Annotated in this window: 17 protein-coding genes; 7 read left to right on the top strand and 10 right to left on the bottom strand. The window is 53.8% G+C overall.

Annotation, left to right across the window (positions count from 1 at the left end):
* Positions 1-166 precede the first annotated feature (166 nt).
* Positions 167-655, top strand: coding sequence for a hypothetical protein (locus BLU37_RS02465; RefSeq protein ID WP_232000456.1), 489 nt, complete (start codon positions 167-169; stop codon positions 653-655).
* Positions 656-952: 297 nt separating this feature from the next.
* On the opposite strand, the gene BLU37_RS02460 is transcribed toward BLU37_RS02465, so the two are convergent.
* The 7 genes from BLU37_RS02460 to BLU37_RS02430 form a co-directional block, all read right to left on the bottom strand.
* Entirely contained in the window at positions 953-1,753 is an 801-nt protein-coding gene (locus tag BLU37_RS02460; RefSeq protein WP_090202134.1) for a hypothetical protein, read from the bottom strand.
* Positions 1,750-4,299, bottom strand: a complete 2,550-nt coding sequence (locus BLU37_RS29210; RefSeq protein ID WP_172832992.1) for a type IV secretory system conjugative DNA transfer family protein — start codon at positions 4,297-4,299, stop codon at positions 1,750-1,752. The genes BLU37_RS02460 and BLU37_RS29210 overlap by 4 nt, the downstream gene beginning before the upstream one ends.
* Positions 4,300-4,375: 76 nt before the next feature.
* Complete coding sequence (locus BLU37_RS02450; RefSeq protein ID WP_090202133.1) at positions 4,376-4,870, bottom strand: hypothetical protein; 495 nt, start codon at positions 4,868-4,870, stop codon at positions 4,376-4,378.
* Positions 4,870-5,205, bottom strand: a complete 336-nt coding sequence (locus BLU37_RS02445) for a hypothetical protein (protein ID WP_090202132.1) — start codon at positions 5,203-5,205, stop codon at positions 4,870-4,872. The genes BLU37_RS02450 and BLU37_RS02445 overlap by 1 nt, the downstream gene beginning before the upstream one ends.
* Positions 5,206-5,241: 36 nt before the next feature.
* A complete protein-coding gene (locus BLU37_RS02440; protein WP_090202131.1) occupies positions 5,242-5,907 on the bottom strand; it encodes a hypothetical protein in 666 nt (221 codons plus the stop codon).
* On the bottom strand, positions 5,900-6,736 hold the full coding sequence (locus tag BLU37_RS02435) for a hypothetical protein (RefSeq protein WP_157696364.1): 837 nt from the start codon (positions 6,734-6,736) through the stop codon (positions 5,900-5,902). The genes BLU37_RS02440 and BLU37_RS02435 overlap by 8 nt, the downstream gene beginning before the upstream one ends.
* 18 nt (positions 6,737-6,754) lie before the next feature.
* Entirely contained in the window at positions 6,755-7,288 is a 534-nt protein-coding gene (locus BLU37_RS02430; protein WP_090202129.1) for a hypothetical protein, read from the bottom strand.
* A 343-nt stretch (positions 7,289-7,631) separates the two neighbouring features.
* Between BLU37_RS02430 and BLU37_RS02425 the strand changes: the two genes are divergently transcribed.
* The 6 genes from BLU37_RS02425 to BLU37_RS29785 all read left to right on the top strand — a co-directional run bounded on the left by BLU37_RS02425 (position 7,632) and on the right by BLU37_RS29785 (position 14,571).
* Positions 7,632-8,066 (top strand): hypothetical protein, encoded by a 435-nt coding sequence (locus BLU37_RS02425; RefSeq protein WP_090202128.1) that lies wholly within the window; start codon positions 7,632-7,634, stop codon positions 8,064-8,066.
* On the top strand, positions 8,063-12,955 hold the full coding sequence (gene mobF / locus BLU37_RS02420; RefSeq protein ID WP_090202127.1) for a MobF family relaxase: 4,893 nt from the start codon (positions 8,063-8,065) through the stop codon (positions 12,953-12,955). The genes BLU37_RS02425 and mobF overlap by 4 nt, the downstream gene beginning before the upstream one ends.
* Entirely contained in the window at positions 12,955-13,392 is a 438-nt protein-coding gene (locus BLU37_RS02415; RefSeq protein WP_090202126.1) for a hypothetical protein, read from the top strand. The genes mobF and BLU37_RS02415 overlap by 1 nt, the downstream gene beginning before the upstream one ends.
* The gene (locus tag BLU37_RS02410; RefSeq protein WP_090202125.1) at positions 13,385-13,588 is read left to right on the top strand and encodes a hypothetical protein; all 204 of its coding nucleotides are present in this window, start codon (positions 13,385-13,387) and stop codon (positions 13,586-13,588) included. Before BLU37_RS02415 ends, BLU37_RS02410 begins: the two co-directional genes overlap by 8 nt.
* Before the next feature lie 516 nt (positions 13,589-14,104).
* Positions 14,105-14,299 carry a DUF2158 domain-containing protein gene (locus tag BLU37_RS29790; RefSeq protein ID WP_408003656.1) on the top strand — a complete coding sequence of 65 codons (195 nt, stop codon included), beginning with the start codon at positions 14,105-14,107 and terminating at the stop codon, positions 14,297-14,299.
* Between the two features lie 5 nt (positions 14,300-14,304).
* Positions 14,305-14,571, top strand: coding sequence for a DUF6953 family protein (locus tag BLU37_RS29785; RefSeq protein ID WP_090202123.1), 267 nt, complete (start codon positions 14,305-14,307; stop codon positions 14,569-14,571).
* Between the two features lie 147 nt (positions 14,572-14,718).
* Here BLU37_RS29785 and BLU37_RS02395 read toward each other — a convergent pair whose 3' ends face one another.
* The 3 genes from BLU37_RS02395 to BLU37_RS02385 all read right to left on the bottom strand — a co-directional run bounded on the left by BLU37_RS02395 (position 14,719) and on the right by BLU37_RS02385 (position 19,370).
* Positions 14,719-17,838 (bottom strand): DEAD/DEAH box helicase, encoded by a 3,120-nt coding sequence (locus BLU37_RS02395; RefSeq protein WP_090202122.1) that lies wholly within the window; start codon positions 17,836-17,838, stop codon positions 14,719-14,721.
* On the bottom strand, positions 17,828-18,640 hold the full coding sequence (locus BLU37_RS02390) for a Hachiman antiphage defense system protein HamA (protein WP_090202121.1): 813 nt from the start codon (positions 18,638-18,640) through the stop codon (positions 17,828-17,830). The genes BLU37_RS02395 and BLU37_RS02390 overlap by 11 nt, the downstream gene beginning before the upstream one ends.
* Before the next feature lie 205 nt (positions 18,641-18,845).
* Positions 18,846-19,370, bottom strand: a complete 525-nt coding sequence (locus tag BLU37_RS02385) for a hypothetical protein (RefSeq protein WP_090202120.1) — start codon at positions 19,368-19,370, stop codon at positions 18,846-18,848.
* Positions 19,371-19,558 lie beyond the last annotated feature (188 nt).

Raw genomic sequence — 19,558 nt, 5'->3', positions numbered from 1 at the left:
TCAGAGAAATCAGCTGGTTGAGATGCACAAGCATTTCAGGAGTGAAGTTCAGGTAGTTGCACTAGGCTATGCCAATTCGGGTCGGCAAGCACCTACCGGGTGCTCCAGCGTAAGATCACCTAGCTTGTAGTCATTGTCAACCTTGTGAAACTCTAAGGTCGTTACCATGATCCCCCCTCACTTATCTGATCTCGTAGTAGATCACATAGTTAACACCGTGCCCGTTTTGCAGATCGGCCGTGATCGAATGGTCTACTACCCGGGCTCTGCTTTCGCCGGCTTGGCCTGCAACGCCTACCCGCAATCCTGGAGAGCCAAGGCATCGAAAGAACCCAGTGGTTCACTTTGGTTCGCGATCCACCTTGATGCGATCGGAATTTACTGGGAAGTTGACTATGTTGCATGGGCGAAAGGCTGCGCTTTCGTCTCTACCCCCGAGCATCGATTCTATTGGGCGCACGGCAAACCCGGGCTGGCTGAGAGGGTGCTGCGCCCCTTGTATCTGGACTGGATGCTTCAAGGTGCTCTTGCGGCTGAGTACGGGCCTGATTATTTACCAGGGTTAGCCGGCGACCCAGTGCTCCTGGACGAGTACAGCGAGTACCAGGAGCAAATGGTCCAGCTACTGAGCAGATTCGCAATCGAGGCGCGATAGGTTGAGCAAGCATTGACGACAACCGCGAATATCCTTAGATTGAATCCAGTAGCCGAGGGAAACGAGGGCGAAAGCCTCCACCCGCGGACATATGAAAGTGCTTAACGAAGAAACCACCTCACGGTGGTTTTTTCGTTTCTGGCGCCGAATTTACCAGCAATCCTTCAAAGCCTCCCCCTGGTGCGCAAGGACATGTCCCGCCCGGCGCTCACCGTCTTCCCTTCTGGGCTCGGCCCGCGCAGCGGGCATAAAGATCCCGGCCGAGGCTGGGATCCTTTAAGGCGCGAGCCGACAAGACTACCAGTCCAGGACCTGGACCTTGCTAGGCACGCCCGTGGGCGCCGCGCGAGGCTTTGCCGCCGGCGCGGGTGCTGAAGTTTCCAGCGGCATGAGCGGCTCGGGTGCTGCCGGCGCGGCCGGCATAGAGCGAGAAGCTGCCGGCTTCGCTTGGGACGCGGGATCTTTCAGCTCCCGCGTCTCAGTTTTTGAGCCTGTGGCCGTTGTGCCTTGCGCAATCAGCAGTAGCTCGCGGTTGATTTTGTCCAGGTAGTTCATGCCTTCCTGGATCTTTGCGTTTTCGGTTTGATAATGCTCATCCAGTTTCGGACTGGTTCCATTCGCAACCCAGCTGTCGCGATCGAGTTCGATGAAGACCTCGAATGCAGCTGGATCAATGCCCTGAAGGGGCTTGATTGGTGCTGGATAGCGCTGAAGCAGATAATCCACGTCAGGATCTGTTTCTCGATTGGCTAGTAGCGGCCCGAAGCGTTCCAGTAAGGCATCACGCTTAGAACTGATCCGAGATTGCAATGCCGTCAGACGTTGTTGTAGGCCCACCACCTGGATGGCCGCAATGCGCTTTTCCTCGGCCCCCCGTGCAGCCTTTGCCTTCTCGGCAGCAGCGATACGAGCAGACTCTTCCCGAACACCTTGGGTGAAGTGCCCCGCGCCGGCGGCAACTGCGATGCAGAGCGCCGCGACACCGATCGCTTTCATTAACCGGCCAGACTTGAGTTGTAGCGGCTCGCCGACGATAACCGAACCGACCTGGAGCAGGTCGCCATGCTGGGAGAGGAGATGTGCGGAAGAGTTTTTCATGCTGCTACCTCCTCAGCGGGCTGTTCAATTTGCTGCTCGGTTGGGAATGTGAACATCGGATTGAGACGGATCTGGGCGCGGCGGACGGTGCCGCAACGATTCACCGCAGCCAGGGCCGTGAATTTTTTCATCGTCAGCGACCGGATCTCCTCCGGCGACACGAGCGGGATCTCGCCAATTTTTACGCTGCCAGCCGGCCGCTCCCTACGAATTGCGGCAGGCAGCTGCTGCCATGCCTGTTCAGCGCCCAGCTTCTTCGCTAACTCAGAGACAGTGCTAATCGCTTGGCCGACATGACTATACGAACGCCCCACGTTGATCATCTCGTCTGATGTCTGCGCTTTGGCAGCCAAGGTTCCAGTGGAGTAACCGCCCGCATTTGCGCCGTAAAGGTTTGCCGTGGCCACCGGATCAGTTGTGTTCGCAGCGACCTCAGAAAACACCACGCGAGGTGCAGCCCCCAGGCGCTGGGAAACGTAGTCGAGGGTCATCTCAGAGCCGACTTGCATGCTCACCACAGAACGATATTGATCTAGGAGCATGATCGTGGCCTGCTCGTCCTGCAGTGCAACCTGCAGACCATCGAGGCCCTGAGTCGAGTACAACGCGCACAGACCGAGCGAGCGGGCTTTAGGCAGGATCGCCAGCTCTTCATGCGAAACCAGATCCTGTGCCTCGTCGACTACCAGGAGCACAGGCTCCTGACCTTCGGTTTTCCAGTTGTCGCCACGGCGCTTGATCGCGCTATAGAAGCGACGCTTAGCCAGCGCCGAAATGGCAACGCCACTCTGGGTATCAGGTAGAGCCAGCCCAATCATTGCGCCGTAGAGGCAGTCCTCGATCTCGACACCTTCAACACAGTCAGCCCACGCACCAAGCTCTTGATCATTGATGAGAGTACCGAGCCAGGTTTCCAAATTGAGTTCGATGGACGAACGGGTTTCGGTGGCTTTCTGCAGGTGGCGCACCATGAACGAGTTATAAGCACGATGCAGGTGTCCAGGGAGAAGATGCATGCAATCGCCTTCGATCAGTTCTTTTGCTCGATCACGGCTACTTGGCTCGAATGCGAGTTTGTAGATTGAGCTGAGATTCCATGGCCACTCGACCGGCTCCAAGGCATTCATGAGGGCCAGAACTTTCGCCGTGCTGCGCAGCAACTCACGGGCGAATTGCTCCCACTCGCTGCCCGAAACGTCGCCCGCATTACCTTTATCGGAGCTGAATAGCTGGAAAAGAGTATCGGCGACTTCATCCGGCTGGAGATTCTGGATGGCGTTGAAGTTCGACGATTCTGGGCTGATAACCCGGTAACCGGGCAGGCCGGCGAGCTCTTTCGGAAGTTGACCCTTGCCGTCCAGTACCAGCAGGCCACCTGCTTTTGCCTCTTGCCATTGCCAGACCACTGGCCGAATCACCGCTGCCGTTTTACCGGTCCCGGTTTGGCCCAGTACAAGCATGTGCGTCGAAAGGTCCCCCACAGACAGGCCGAAAGGCATGCCCGCTTGGGCGGGGCTATACGGATCACGTCGTTCAGCAAATAGATCAGTTGCAGTGCCCAGGTTGATGAACGAAGACTTTTCGCTCATTGATCGTTCGATCTGTTCATTCAATGCGCGATCGAAGTCCGCGAATTTGCTCTTACCTTCCTGCTCAATGAGTTTGGGATAGGCAGAGACCGCCAGGGCCTCGCGGGCCGCCGCAGCTCTGGTCTTAGCGATCGAGGACAGATCGAAGATCGCCAGGAACGACCAAGCTGCAGCGCCGCCGGCGGCGACCGGCGCGATGAACCAGCTCAGGGAATCGGAAGCCACGAATAGACCGGCCAGCAGAATGGCGATTCCGGCGACAGCCATTGGCATCGACTCATCAACCAGGGCTTTGCGCAAGTAGGACACCGATAGGTCATCGGGCACGATCTGGCCATCAACAGGATTGCCGTCGCGATCGTACGTCCATGATCGATACGAGCCCACCAGATCGGCAGGCGTCCGAGGCGGAGTTACGCGCAGCAACACGCGAGCGCCGAACTCTTTCACGTCCTGAATTTCATCCTCAGTCAGCAGCGGGCCGGCAGGTACCATCAGGCGCCAAGCCGCAGGCGTCAGACCGAGCGAGCAACGGAAAATGTACCCCCCCGCCACAGCGATGCAGAGACCGGCAGCGATCGAACCCCATTGCCAGGCGAGGCTGGAACCGTTGTGACCCAAGAGGTAGGCCGTAGCGGATACCAGGAAGAGCGCACCGACGCTCAGCGCGAAATTCCGGGCGCGTAGGCGCTTCTGGAGTCGAGCGCCCGCGTGGAATGCAGCGCGGCCATAGAAGGCGCGGCGCGTAAGGGACGCACGATCCGATGGGAGGGCCTCGATCACATCGTCATGCAGAATCTGACCGACCGGCCAGCCGCGAGTATCCGCGCTCAGTTGCGGACCAAGCGCTTCGCGAATCGCCAGCGTGCGGCGATCGCGCCAGGCGCGTTTTGCTGCTTCTGGATCTGTAACCCAGAGAAGCAGATTTTCCATGTAATTACGGAATTGCGTTACCATACAATTTCTTCCTTTCGTGGGTTTTTCCTGCCGCGAAACCGGCTCACCTGAGTTGCCGCTCAGGTGAGCCACCCTTTTAATTCGCTTGCTTGGTTGCGTTCGCCGCCGCAGCAATTTGAGCGCTCTCGATTACCAGCGCCCGCGCCCCATCAGCAATTTTTGCTCGGGTGTCCGCATTGCGGACCCGTTGCTCAAAATGACGTAATTGCGGCATCCGGCCAGTTGTTTCTGTCTGAATCAGGTCCGATTTCATCGCGTCTAGAAAACTGTTCAGGCTCGGATAAAGCTTGAGGCTGCTGACGTCAGGTGGAGTACCAGTTGCCAAGGCCAGACGAAGAGCGCGATTCTCAGTTTCGAGTAGTGCGATTCTGAAATCAGCGGCGATTAGCCCAACGTGCATTGCCGCTTGTCCAGACTGCTTCAGGTCATACACACCGAGCATGTCTTGGTCACGAGACTTAAAATGAGGCTCGCTCAATCCAGGCAGGCAATCTTCAAGAGGGCAAGCGCCCACCTGGCCAGTAAACACTGCGACCAGTGCCGATGCTGCAATGAGGGTTCTGTTATCCATCACATTGATCTCCCGGCGTGTTCGCTCTGTTTTTCCTGGTTGACCTGCTGATCAGTCAGCTTTTTTTGCTCCTCCTGGACCACCTCCTGGGCATCTTCTCGCTGCTCAGCGTGGGATGCTGGAGCGTCGTCCCGCTGCTGATGTTGCTTATGTAACTCCTCCATGCGCGGATCCTTGGCCAGTGTGTCCAGCTCATCAAGGTCGCGCCCCTCAAGGCGCTTGAACTCTTCGCGCTCCTCGCGTCGGGCACGGATAAACGCCTCCGCGTCACTGCCAAGCAAACTCACCTTCTTTTTTCGGGCACGAAAATCCCCGTCATCGCTATGGTTGGTCATGCGATTTTCTCCGTCAGTAGTGGTTGCGCGTTAGCGCTATTGGTGGTGGTTTTGGGTAGATTGCTTGAGGTACTGCTCAGCCGCCGGCACAAGCGTGGTCAGAGATACAACGACACCGATAACCAGGCCGATGCATAGGTCGAGCAATCGGGCCTTGCCGGCGCGATTGCTCGCGGCGGCAAAGTCGGCCGAGATCAAGCGAAGTGCGTTGTCTTTGTCCTGCTCGAAGTACTTCATTCGCTGGACCAGCACGGCGTTCTTTTCTCTCTCTGCTTCGAATTTGCCTTTCAGCTGATTCCGCTCGGCAAACAGATTTGCCGAGCTCTCACCTACATTGGCCATGGCAAGGTTGATCTTCATGCTCAACTCATCGATCGCGATCTGAGCCGCTTCGTCTTCCACATGGCGTTTGGCGTCAACGATCGAGTCAGCCAGTACCTGCGCGATCGACTCACGCAAGGCCGCCCTGAACTGAATGTCATCTGCCGACCGCAGCAGGCGGTCAGGCAAGGCCCCCAGTTGTTCGCTCAACAGGGAGGCGCTGGCAAGATGGCCAGCAACACCGTCCAGCCTATCGATGAGTTTCACAGACTCTTCCAGGATGCCTGGATAATCGCGATTGCCGCGCAGGAGAACGTGGAGTCGCGTCACTTCATCAACGAGCTCATCAATCGAGCGGATTGCGCCGCCAATGTCACTCATGGCGGCCACCCAGCGAATGGAGCAGGTACGGCGCGATCAGCTGCTGTGAGGTAAACGATTTGCCGACCCCGCCCTTGGTCGAAACGACCATCATGCGCAGGCGATCGCGTTGACCGAGGATCTGATCGAGGCGCTTGAACACCACATTGATCATTTCACGCACGGTTTTCGAGCCGGTCACGGCACGCATCAGGCGGGTATTGAGCTTGGCGCGGTCGAGGTCACCAGCCTGTTCGGCCTCGATGATGATGCTGCGTAGGCGATCAGCGATCGCTTCGCGCTCTTCGGAAATCTCCCACTGAGTCAGACCGATGCGCCGACTACGGCCATAGCGTTCGATTCGAGGCATGACAAGGAGCTCGGTGCCGGTCTGCTCAGCCAAATCGAACACTTCGGCAAACGCTTCGCGCAGCGCGAGATCCGTGGTGTCCTGGGTGCGACTGGTGATGTCGTTGAGAAGGATGGCAATCGGGGTTTGCTTATCGAATTCGCGGATCAGCTTGATGGTTTTGAAGGCGTTATCAACATCCTGGCCTTCGTCGCGTACGGGAATCAGAGTCAGGTCGAAGTGACGCAGTAGCATCTGCTCACCGATGGCCATGATGGTCTTGCTCGCTGTCTCATTGCCACCGATGTCCAAAACGAAGCTGTCCAACCCGCTGCCGTAGATAAGGTGTTCAATCGACGCGCCAGGGTCACTACCAACTGGGAGTTGCAGCGGGCGGATCCGCGACGCAGTGAGCCACGATGAATCGAGGTTAAGGTCGTCCATCTCCACCAAGTGTGCAACGGCTGCTACTTTTGCCATTTTCTCTTCCTTCTTGCTCATGGGTTTTCCCGTTGATTTTTAGAGAAACTTTCGAGGGGTTGCCGCCCGCTCTAAGTCAAGGTTTCCTGCGGTTGAACCGCGCTCTTCGTTAGCGTTCGGTACTTCTGCTGGTCGCTTATCGAAGGCTTCAGGGGTGTTCTTGCTGATGACTTCAGGGTGTAACTCACGCCCAAAATCAGGATCAGCTCCGGTCGTTCGTACGTTCGCCAGAAACTCTCGGTACTCGCGAGCCAAGAATTTCTGGATGAACTTGCGCAGGCTGTTGTAGCTAACAACGATCCCAGCCCTTTCCAGCATTTCCTGTTGTTGAGTGATCGGTGTTCCTAAGCGCGTTGCTTCGCGGAGGATTTCGATCCTCGGCAGCAAAGCTTTCGTGACACTTCCCCTTACGTTCTTCTGGCCACTGCCAGATTCAGCGGCGGCCTTCATACGCTCCAGCTCGGCTTTCAATGCCGCCGTTTTGCGATCGGCCTCTTCCTGCTGCATCCGCATCCACTCCAGCTGGTCCTGCTCATCACGGGCGCGTTCGGCGTCTGTGCGTCGGTCAAACATGGCATTCACCTATGGTCGCTGCGTTTGTTTAAAACTGCTTGCTAACTCTACCAAAGGTTCGGCTTCTAGTTGGCGGTTTGTTGCAAACAAGCTGCAAAGGTAGGCCGCTTGAGGCTCATATTAGTTGTAAACTAATGCGAGTCAAGCAAAACTTGCTTAAAGTGATGCGAGATGCTTGTATATATACAGCTTTCGTTAACACATCTGCACCCTTCGGGTGCTTCGCGTCGGCCCGGATCCCGCGCAGTTCGCGGACTCCAAGCCGTAAAGCCAACAAAGCAAAAGCAAGGTACGCCGGCTAAAGCCGTCTACCTGAGAAGCGTTCTCAGAAGGGAAAAGGAAAATGGCGCGGAAAAAGGCTGGGGCAAAGACCTCGACCCAGTACCTGAATGAAGTTGCAGCGGTGCGCTTGGAGCGCCTTTCGGCACGCTTGGGCGTTGCTCAAGGCCGCGTACTCGATGCCCTCATGTCCCAGCGTACAGACGAAGAGATCGCGGGCTTCCTAGAGGCGCAGCGCTTCTGTGCCGAGCCGTCTCGTCCGGTACCTGTTCTGCTCGATGGCCCGGTTGTGGCTTCGATTGCAGGCGCAATTACCCAATCCGTTTCTTCCCTTCTGGGCTCTGCTCTTCCTGATCTGCTGTTGCAGGTTCTCGCCAGCCAGGCCGAGCGTCGGCCTGAACTGCTCGCTGACACCATCGAGCCGATGCTCAATCGGCTCGTGCCGATGGTTATGGATCGCCTCATTGCCGAGCAGACAGGCATGGAGATTGAGCGATGAGTCACTACGGGATGAGCAACCAGAAGACCACGGCCGGTAATTTTGCGGCCAAGGCTTCCTACTTCGAAAAGAAGCTGAAGGAGCTCCAGGCCTTACGTGAGAAGCGCATTGATCTCGGCGCAGAGCGTGGCGTGACAGATGAGGTCATGGCTGCCGAACTGGCGAAAGTCGACGCCGAGATCGCCGCTATCGTCAGTCAGGTGGAGGGCGACCAGGGCACAGGACGAGAGGACTACTACCACAAGTCCGGCAACGACACTTTGGCATCGGGTATTGCAGGACCGTTGGCCAACAAGCTGGGCCTCGGTGAGCATCCCCAGGACGGTGATTACCTAGCTCTTTTCCGTGGAATCAACCCACGCACCGGAGAGGCGTTCCTTGATGAGAAGCGCCAAAAGGCCATCGACAAGGCTATTCAGGAAGCTGAATCGAAGAAGGCAAACCCGTCCTCGAAAAAGCAGCTAAACGCCGGCGACCTGGAGCGACTGGAGAAGGACGGGAAAGAAAAATCGGCAAAGGATCCTGTTCTCGGCTTCAGCTCGTGTGTGAGCCTGCAGAAGTCCATCAGCATCTACTGGGCACAGGCCGACGACCAAACCCGTCGCGTGATCCAGGAATGCATGATGGGGGCTGTGAACGATGCGATCGAGCGCGAGCACCGTACTGGCCGGATTCGCGGACGTGAAGGCGCTCAGGGCGCAGAATCTGTAACCGGCGAGTGCGTCACTCTGACATATGCCCATTGCACAGCACGTCGCGCCCCCGGCCAGGATTTCCCTGATCCTCAGCTTCACGTACACCTGGAACGGCCGAATTTCGTTCGCACCGTCGACGGCAAGTTCCTGACCCTCGATGCGGGATGGCTGTACAAGAGCCAGAAGGAGTTTGGTGCAGTCGTCGACGTGGCCTTTTATCAGCGTCTCCAGGCACGCCTCCCTGAGTTGGCTTCTGCGATGGTCGTTGATTGGAGCGGGCATGGCCTGCGTCTCAACGATGCTTCAGTTTCGAAGGAACTCGTCGCCGAGTTTTCCAAGCGCAGCGAGCAGATCCAGGCAGAGAAGAAGACTATGGCCACCGCTGGCCAAGCTGCAGCTCAGGCTATCGCCGTCCGAAGCCGCGATGCGAAGGACATCGAGCTAGGCGACAGCCTGGATGGTCATTGGCGCGAAGCGATTCCCACTGTCGAGCTGAAGGCATCAACCACCAAAGATCTCCAGGCACCGAGTCTCGCTGAGCTGCAGCGTATGGTGTTCCGCGGATCCACCGTGATCGATGAATTCGCGATCGATTCCGCGGCCGCGCACCTGACCATTGGCAAAGGTGGCCTTGAAGAAATCGAAGCAACCAAGTCGGAGATTTACAAACAACTCGGCCTCATCGAAATTCCCCAGCAGCCGGACGAAAACGGCCGCATGCCGTCGAAGCGTTACACGACGAAGGAGCTCTTCACCCTTGAAGCCGACTGCGTAAAGGCGGTGCATGCTGGTCTCGATGATCCGAGTTGGAATGTTGGCCGTGCCTTTGTTGACCAGGTGATTGACGACTATGAGAAGGAAAAACAGGCGACCCAGAAGCCAGGCGAAAAGCCTTTTCGGCTCACTCAGGAGCAGCGCCAAGCTGCCTACGATCTGACTGGACTAGGTCAGTACACATTCTTTAAGGGGGCCGCTGGCGTTGGTAAGTCTTCCACTCTGGCGCCGACCTTCCGCGTATACGCCGAAGTTTTCAAGGCGCAGGGGCGCCGTGTAATTGGCGTTGCGCCTGCAAACAAGCAGGCAACGGAGCTGGCTAAGTCGACCGGTATTCAGGCCCAGACTGTCCATTCACTACTGATCAAGCACCAGAACGCGCTTGCCGCGCAGCAGGTTGGGCAGCGTTTCAAACAGCAGGATCTCATCGGACGCGGCGATATCGTCGTGTGCGACGAAGCCGGCATGCTGGACACCTACCAGATGCATAACCTGGTGGTGGCTTGTCACCAGGCAGGCGCCCGCCTGATCTGCGTTGGTGATAGAAACCAGCATGACGCAGTGGAGACCGCCGCATTGTTCGGCCTTCTGCACGACGTTGTTGGGGATCGCTGCGCCAAGATCGAAACGATCGCCCGCCAAGTCGACCAGTTCAGGCCTACTGCTCAGGCCCTTTATGAAGGCAAGGTGAGCGATGCGGTCCGCCACATGCAGCGCGATGATCAGCTCAAGGTTTTCGCTGACGGCGTGAACGAAGCTGACGAGTTGGTTGGCGATGTTTTCGCTGACATGAAAGCTGGTCTGCCAGGGAAGGATAGCGTTGTCCGTGAGTTGGACTGGTCCCAGATTCTTGTCCTCACTGATACGAACGAACAGGTACGGGCGCTCAACGACAAAATTCGTGATGCCCGATTCGCTCGTGGTGAATTGAGTGCTGTAGGCAGCGTAAGCATCGAAACCGAGGTACTGCCCGGCGAGCGATTCACGATTCAGGTTGCGATTGGTGACCGCCTGCTTTTACGCAAAACGGCCAAGGACTCTCAGAATGAACCGATCTACAACGGGGACCTTGGCACCGTGCTGGGTATCGAGCGAGTCACCCGCGAAGTCGACGGTGAGCGGATCGAGGACATTCTGTTCACGATCACCCGGGACGATGGGAGGACGGTCAAGATCAATGCCAGTGAATACGAGTCGCTGCAGCACGGCTATACGATGACCGGCCATAAAGCGCAGGGCATGACTGTTATGCAGTCTTACTACCTGCCGTCATCCTACGCTTCTCTGCAGGCTTGGTATGTCGCCTATACCCGCGGAGTCCACGGGTGCAAAACGTACCTGAGTGAAGCCAACTGGCTCCCATTCAAGAAGTCGACGGCGGAATTCGTCTATAAAGAGAACGCTCTCGACCTGATGCCTCAGGCTCGCGAAGCTATTCGCGCATCCGTGCACACCGGCCAGCCGTTCAGGCTGACCCCTCAGAAACTTTCCGTCCTCGATCGTCTCCAGGGGGCCTCTCCACTTTTCCAGTTCCCCGGCCAGGCGAAGGAACAGCCCCAAGAACAACCCCGCCAGTCCGTCACCGTCCTGCCGCCCATAGAGGTTGAGATCGAGCACGCCAAGGCCTTCGGCGCTGAAATCGTCGACTTTCGCATCGACGAACAAACCTGGCCGGCTGATGCCCGCCGCGTTGCCGTTGTAGCTGCAGAAAACCCCGCTCCAGGTGCAGAAGTTGCGCGATGGACAAACCCCGGCTCATCCGTTCCCCCAGAGCAGCGCCGCGACCTTTGCGAAACGCTTCAGGGAATGAAGACCGCCTTATTCACCACGAAGCTGAAACTGATCAAGCCTGAGCCTCAGGAGGCCCGCTATGTCCGAATTGATCCTGTCCGACCTGCCACCCTTGCCGGCCTCGGCCGATACCCCCGCGTTGATGGACGACCTGTCGCCGCCGCCGATGGAGTTTCCCGACCCGAATCCCGAGCCGGCGCCGCAGGCCAGCGAGTCGCCGGCAGCCTCGGCCAATTTGACCGCGCCGCCGGCGCCGGTGACGCAGCAAACGAAGAAGCCTTCTCCCGTCCGCTCGGCAACTTTAAACGCCCTGCAGGGCGAGCTCCCTCAGACTGTCTGCGTACGTTGTCCACATGCGATCTGGCAGCAGGTCCCGGAAGGGGACGTGAGGGTGTATTGCCCGATAACACACTCGCTGATCGACAGCCTCTTGGTCGAGTGCGACGGCAGGTTCCTGGTACTGCTTTAGCACGCTCGATGAAATACGACAAAGCATCAGACGCCCGCGAAGTCGCCGCGATGAAACGCGACGTTGACTTGGCCGACTACGCTGCTCACCTGGGCATGGAGTACGACAAGAAGGCCTCGTACAAAGGACATGCTGTTTTCCGCCACGCCTCAGGGAAATACGACATTTACCAAGCTGCTGATGACAATTGGGTCTGGCATGACCGCCATTCGGGCAAGAGCGGTGACATCTTCAAGCTCTATCAGGAAGCCAGTGGCGGCACCTTCATCCAGGCCAAGGACGATATTCGTGCGTTTCAGGGGGGCGTTCTGCCTTCGCTGGGTAAATCAGCGGAAGAGCAGGCCCGTATTGATCGGGCACGCGAAGAGTCGCGACAGAGGAAGGAACGCGAGCGCCTAGAGACAATCGCAACCAGCACGGAAAACCACTACCGCACTTTCGGTTTCATGTCTCGCCGTGATAGCTATCTGAGCCAAGAGCGAGGTATCTCGTCCGAAGTGTTGGCCGAAACGCGCTGGCGTACGAGCCGGCATGGCTCCGCTGTGTTTCCTCACATTGATGCTAATGCCAAGTTCTGCGGGTATGAGTACCGCGGCGCTCAGGTTATCAATGGCGAACGACGTGAGTTCAAGGGTTTTACGACAGAAACTGAAAAAGGTGTCTACCTCGCCAACCCGAAATGCGCGAACCCCACCGAAATCCGCTTCAGCGAGGGCGGTGTCGACACCCTGAGCACCTACCAGTTGGCTAGCCCAGAAGAGCGGCAGCGAATCCTGTTCATCGGCACAACTGGCGAACCTGGTCCAAACACTGAGGCGGCAATCATCGCCCTGGCCGAGCGCTATAAAATTCAGCGCTTTTCGCTTGCTTATGATCGTGACCAAGGCGGCGATAGCCTTACGGTGAAGCGTCATGCTCGACTCGTCAGCCAGTTCGCTGATGCGCAGATCGAGGATGTTCGCGAGCGTATTGGTCTGCAGCTTGGCGAAGATCCCAACGAAGCCCTGAAGCGTATCGAAGCGATGAGCGCCCAGCGAGAAGTGCAGAATTCTGAAACCATTGCTCCGGCAGAACCGACAACAAGGCCGGCTGCCCAGCCAGAAACCCAACCTTCGTATGACGAAGGTGAAGCAACTTATAGCCACAGGAGATCGATCTAATGTCTAGGGATCATGAAAAATTCCTTAATCAGATCCAAGCTCTTGGCAAGCAGATGCTTGCTTTAGAGATCTCCAATCTCGCGGTCCAACTTGAACAGCTTCGCGCTTCGCTTACCAACGAAAACGCAGGTCCTTTCGTACTCATGTTAGCTATCGCTCAGCAGGTGTTGCCGATCAAAGAGGCGTACGTCGTTCCCCATCCGCTATCCGATGAGAAATGCTGGGAGGGAAGTGGTGGTTGGCACCTGGCGCTATTTTCGGAAAACGCCCCTGATGAGATCGGCTTACTCAATCTTCGTAATCGCCTTTTCGACGACGGCCCTCGCTCGGTAGCCAGTCGATTCGAAGTATTCAGCTACATCAAACATGCTGGGTATCTAGGACAGGCGATGGCCGTCGGCATCCAGATCCCTCTTTTGGAGTTACATCATGACTAAACGCTTGAGCTTCAGCCTAGACCTGAACGCAAATGACCTTGATGCTCTACAAGCCGTATTGGCAAACCCTAGAGCAGTCGCGGTGGCGGTTGCTCCAAATGACCCTTGGGAGCATGCGCGCATTGTCGATGTGTTGATCGAAATGGCAGATTGTGTGGCTGCTGCTATAGCGGATGTAGATGGCGAATGTCGGTAAGCAGAATGACGTAGTAAATTTAGGGTGCCGGTGCTGATATTGGGGCGAACCTATGCACGGTGCATAGGTCACCAGTAGTACCTCGCATGACGACTCTCCTCGTCAACTTGAAATACGCCGCCAGGGAGTCTGCACACCACGGACTCAAAACACTCGTTTGCGTTCTGTCCGAGAACACCATCCTCGCATGACGCATCTTCATGTACGGTAAATCACGCATTTGTGAGCTTCCGTGAACGTGATGGCAGCATCAATGCATGCGTTGGCGTTTTTGCGAAATTGCACTCCACTTGACCAGGCGTTTGCTATGGCTCCGCTCGCTCAGCCGGTAGTCTGTGATCGGCTGATGAGAGTAATGGACCAGATAAACAGCAATACGGGCGGTGCACAGTGCGCTCGGCCAGTGTGCCGGCAGCGCTTGAGTGGGGGTAGGACGAGACACTAGCCTGCTGAAAGCCCCTTGAAATAGCTTTTTCTGCCACCATTTCGCTACCTTGGGAAATAAACCCAGCCACCATGGAGAAGCAGCTCATGCAAATAGAGGACGCGGTAACAGGTGCACAGGTGCGATTAATCGTTGGTGGTCCTGACATGGTCGTCTCTTACGTAGATGGCAAGTGGATTAACTGTCAATGGTTCGCGGGCAAGAAGCTGGACAGTGGACGCTTTCGCGCTGAAACCTTGGAGTTAATCAAACCGAAAGCGGAGTAGCATTGATGACTCCAGATTCCGTTGCGCTTTGGATGCTAGACAAGATTCGAAATGAGTCATGTATCTATCAGGACGACGTCGTTGACTTTTTGGTTAAGAACAATCAGGAAGTCCTCTTGGTAGAGAATGCTGACGGGAATCAGGTTCTGGGAAGGAATGTGCTGACCTCATTTCGAAAACTCACAGATTCGACTGTTGTGTGGGTCAAGCCTGATCGCTACTGGCGATTCCGCGTAGATGAAGACGAACCAGGAAGAGATGCCCGAGGGTAGTGCCGCCCATAATCAAGTCTGGAGTAGTTTTCTATTTCGGTCGAAATACCCAGCCGTTCATACGGCTGGTTTCCTATATTTTGCCGCATCGATGTGAAAATAATGCAGTGAGAGCAAGGTTTGCAATATTATAACTACGACAAGCAGTTAAATAAATTTTGGCAATGAAAACGCAGTAGGTAGTCTCGATAAAGTTTCTTTTAGCAGTTGCTTATTATTCTTGAATATTTTGTAGTCAATAATGTTTTTGTTTTCTCGAACGCTTTCAAATTGCAGGCTGATGAACTTGCACACCTCTCTATCCGGGAATCCTTGTCCGTGTATCCAAATTTTGAATTCGTCTGATAGGCCGAGTTTCAGCTGATTCTGAAGTGATCTGGCATGGTTAAGCAATGTTTCATTCAAGGCCTTGCCTTCGACAATATCGCCGATAGCTCCAATTATTAACATTCCATCGTAAGAGAGAGCGGAGCAGAAATCTACAATGTGCTCTTGAGTAATCGAGTAATAAGTGCTTTTTGCCTTGACGGAAAAATTGTTTAGTTTGGCATAAGTTAAAATTTCTGCGTAACTGGTTTCATTGCACCATTGAGTGGCAATGTTTACCGCTTGCTCCTGTGGATAAATGTTAGAGGTGATTTTCTTTCTGGCAAATATCGTGATTAAGGGCCAGCATACTTCGAGTAGATCCTGAGGAGAATCACAAAATTCAAGCTCGAATATTTGAGATGCTATCCAGTGTTCGATATAAATAAGCTCATCAAGTCCAAGTAGGGTCCTTCCATAATAGGAGAATTTTTCTACAGGTATCACGCTTAACCTTGTGTGGATGGCAGTAAATACTGCCACTAACTGATCTTTAGCGTCGTCGTTTGCAAGATGGTAGGCAAGAGTTTCGTAAGCTAGGTCTAGAAAGTATTCTGTTGATAGTAAGGAACTGTCATCCTTCAAAATTGACATGAAATAGCTTTCAATAGAATGAAGGATTTGCTCCTTTTTATCCAAATCTTGCATCAGTTCAGTAAAGCTTTCCTCAGGGATTCCGCTTTCCTCGCACCATTCACGCCACAATTCTCTTTCCCTAAACGGGTTAGAGATAAAATTTAGAACGTCATTTTCACCTTTTATCAGAGGGAATGGCTGAACTATTTCCATCAAGCTACTCAGGCACTCTTCGGCGTTACTAAAGTTTAACAGTTTGAGAGTTCTCGCCCATTTTTCACGTCCTCTCCAGTGAAAACGGTTGTCGTAAATTTTGGGGTCAGTGAAAATTATTCCACCTTCAGTGTGATAGCCTGATCGTCCAGCGCGACCAATCAGGTTTTGGAATTCCCTAGTGGAAATCCTTTTACCACCCTGCATCAAGTTTGAGATTAGCAGGTATTTAATTGGAAGATTTACACCCTGAGCGAGAGTCGAGGTGCATATGACGAGATGTCCAGCACCCTTATCCATGGCCCATTCAACCGCGATTCTGAGACCATTTGGAATGGCTGAACTGTGAGGCAAGACTCCTAGGGGAATAGCTTCAGAAAAAATGTGCTGATCGGAAAAGTGTAGATGTGATAGAAACGCAATTTTCTGAAGCTCATTGGTGTCTGAGACTGAGCTTGGCGTTGGAAGTGACAATCCTCGTTTGTACACATCTACAATGGTTGAACACAGACTTATGACTGTTCTCTTGTCCCCGCAAAATATAGCTGTTGGTCCCTGCTGGCACAATCGAAGTCCCAAGTAGCAGGAAATTGATTGCACTTCGGTCTTTGTTGGAAAAAACCGAGCTTTGCTTTCTCTCCCTCGCAGCTCAAGGCTTGACTGTTGGATGATCTTGGGGACATATAAGCCGCTGTCGCGTTTATTGTCTTGCCCGAGGTAACTCAGTTGACCCATATCGTGAAACCAGCTGAGAAAGGCTACGCTTTTGATAGATGGCAGCCAATTACTACCCTGGATGCTTAGGCTGGACTCTCCATTCAGCCAGTCGCCAATTGTTTCTGCATTTGACATAACCGCTGAAATCAACACCTTTTGCGCCTGCTCAGGTATTGTTTTCTTCAGCGAAGCAATCAAAAGCTCATAGGTTACTCCCCTTTTTCCGCTATCAAATTGATGGCCTTCGTCAAATATCAGCAAGTCAATTTTTTTGGCCAGAGAAGGTTCATGCCTAAGTAAGTAAACTAATTTTTCTGGAGTTGAAACAATTACAGTATGATCATATTTGCCTTTGAAATCTTCACCAAGCAAAAATTTTAGAAATTCCTGCTCATCCTCATCCACACTTGTAACATCTCTAAGCTCGTTGATGTTGACGGAGTCGTGCTCAAAAGATGCCATGAAGCCCTGAGTTATTTCCCGGCACAATGCACGGAAGGGGGCGACAATCACAGCTAGTTTTGCACGACCTGAGAGAAATCCGCTCCGAATGATAAGCTCGGTAGACTTGGTCTTACCCGCACTGGTGGGCATTTGCATAACTGCTGACTCACCCTTCAGCACGCCCAGTCTTCCCACCAAGCGCTGGGCAGGCCAGAACTCCTTCATAAACTTGTCGTTTGCAAGAGCTGGGTGCCAACGACTCTGTTCCAAGCCGGTGTATTTGGGTAGGCAGACCAATGACGAATTATTGATTTTTCTTTTAATTAGAGCATTGATAGTGTCGGCCAGCAGCACCTCACGATCTGAGCCGCTCGCATAGACGGTACTTCTGAACTCATGTAACTCGTCTTCTACGTCTGATAGATCCGCCTCCATATTCATAAAAGCGCGATAAGCCATTGCTGTTTTGCGAATCTGGTCGTTATAGCTCCCTGATGAAGCGAGAGAAAAGTTTTCATTCAGCTCGGATTTTAGTAGCCACACTAACAAGCTTTCGAGTCTACTGGCTGTCAGCTCTGAGGGAGTTTTTGAAACCGCTCTGGCTAGGACCAATGAACTGCCTGGCATGTCGGCAAGATAATAAGAGGCCGAGCTCAAAATTTTTAGATATTCATCTATTTCGCTTGTTAGGCGAGACAGACTCAAAGATTCAAAAAATTGTCCAGCTAGCACTAATTGTTGCTTCAGTACTTGTTTGTGTTCTTCGCGCTCATCTGAGGGGCGGGATTCAAGTGCAGCCAACTCTCCGAGCACTCCAATCGTGAACACTAGCAATCGCTTAGGGTCCTGAGGAAGCTCAACGTGATATTCCTCTTCGATTCCAAACTCATACTGTTTTGCTTTCGCGCGTGTAATATCAAGGATTTCACGACCTTTGTTTTCAAGCCTCATCTGCGGCTCTCCGATAAAGCTCGTGAATCAGTGACATCAGTTCAACCCCACTCACCACGAGTAGTTCCAGGCTGTCGGCACTAGGGTGATTGCCTGCATGTGAGGTACATACCACGCTCTCGTGTAGCGATGACTCTGTGTAAACCGCAGCCGCGCCATACTTGCGTTTGCAAGGATAGTCAGGTTCGCGCTGGAAACGCTCTATCAAGTCGACTCCATCGAAATCTTGTCGATCATATAACCTCTGACGCATCGCGTTCAAAGACTCTGCAATCCGGATTTCATCTTTAATAGAGTCATCAATTGCATTCTGAAGGACGTTGATTTTTGTCTTTTCAGTTGCTTTTGCCTTTACTTCAAATATCAATAATTCATCTTTTTCACTGATTACATTCGGATTTTTTTTGAAAGCTATTACGTCTGATCCCTTGCTGGATTCATTCGCGATGATCTTTCGATCATAGCGCGTTCGAGGGACTGCGTAGTTTCTAATATATTGAAGGTAATCAGCTATTAGAATCTCTGCGAAATCCCCGGCCCGAATGCTTGGGCCTGGCGCAATCGATTCGCTAGGGAATTTTTCCGTGATCAGATATTCTGAATTAGTCTTTGTGGGGTTTTTTAAGTAGCGCAGTTCTTGGTCGCTACAGTAGTGATTTCTAAAATGTCTCGCCCAGCCGGACATTATGGAAGTATCTAATGCATTGTGGTTGAATCGATAAACCGGGATTGAGCGCCCACACGCTGAGGTATACGTGCCCTTGGGTTCAAGCCAGGAGAGATGGGCTGCCAGCGATGTCATTTCACGTCCTATGTGTGCGCCAGCATGAAGGCATTTCTCAACGACGCATGGGGTCATATTGCCATAACCCTTTCACCTGTACAGTGCTTGCTATCGCTCCTTCGACCGGCAAGCAATCAGTCGACACGAGTGATCCCTGTCCCTAATCATGTCCTTGGTTGCACGTGAGACAACACAGGCCGCTTGTGGCTTAGGACTCGTTCTGTTAGCGATCTGGGTTGCACTTGCCAATGTTAATCACCAGATCATCGGGATGCAGGGCATCCGCTCCGTCACCTGAAGACAGAAGCGATTCGTACTGTTTTGGGTCTTCCCGCTTCAGTTGTTGCCAGTAGCCTTGGTCTACATACCCACCGTGATAAACGATCTCAAATCTGCGTGAATCCTTGTCAAAGCTGGCATCCGCCGTCACATGCCGACACACCGTGACGTTGATAGCATTCTCGACGCATGTCGCTATCGGCATCTCTCCGTCGAAAAAGGCCCAGTTTGGTTTCGGGTCGCGATTTAAAAAACTACGGTATTTGTTGTTTTTTAGATCGTCTTCACTCAAGCGACGAAGCACATATTCATGACCCGGCTTGAACGTTGTGGGTACCCATGTGGTTGTCTGGCTGTCGAAATGCAGTCCAACAGACTGCTCGACGGCACAGACATACGTACTTGGCTCAGCAGAAACACCCTGTGCTATCACCAGTAAAAGTGATGCCAACAGCCAACGAATAATCATCCGGTCACCGTGAATAAGTGGAGCCCTCAGAGTACGGGGAAAATCGTACCGTAGGCATCTACGTCAGAAGGTATGCCCTTGTGTCGCCGGTGCTGTGTTTGGCTTCTCGCGCCTTCCAGTCCACTGTTGCAGGGGGCTAGGACTACCAGCGACCTGATAGCATAGTGCCTTATCTGTAGAAACACACA

Origin of the sequence: Pseudomonas asplenii (assembly GCF_900105475.1) — a bacterium.
Taxonomy (GTDB): domain Bacteria; phylum Pseudomonadota; class Gammaproteobacteria; order Pseudomonadales; family Pseudomonadaceae; genus Aquipseudomonas; species Aquipseudomonas asplenii.
This window is presented reverse-complemented; position numbering and strand designations above follow the sequence as displayed.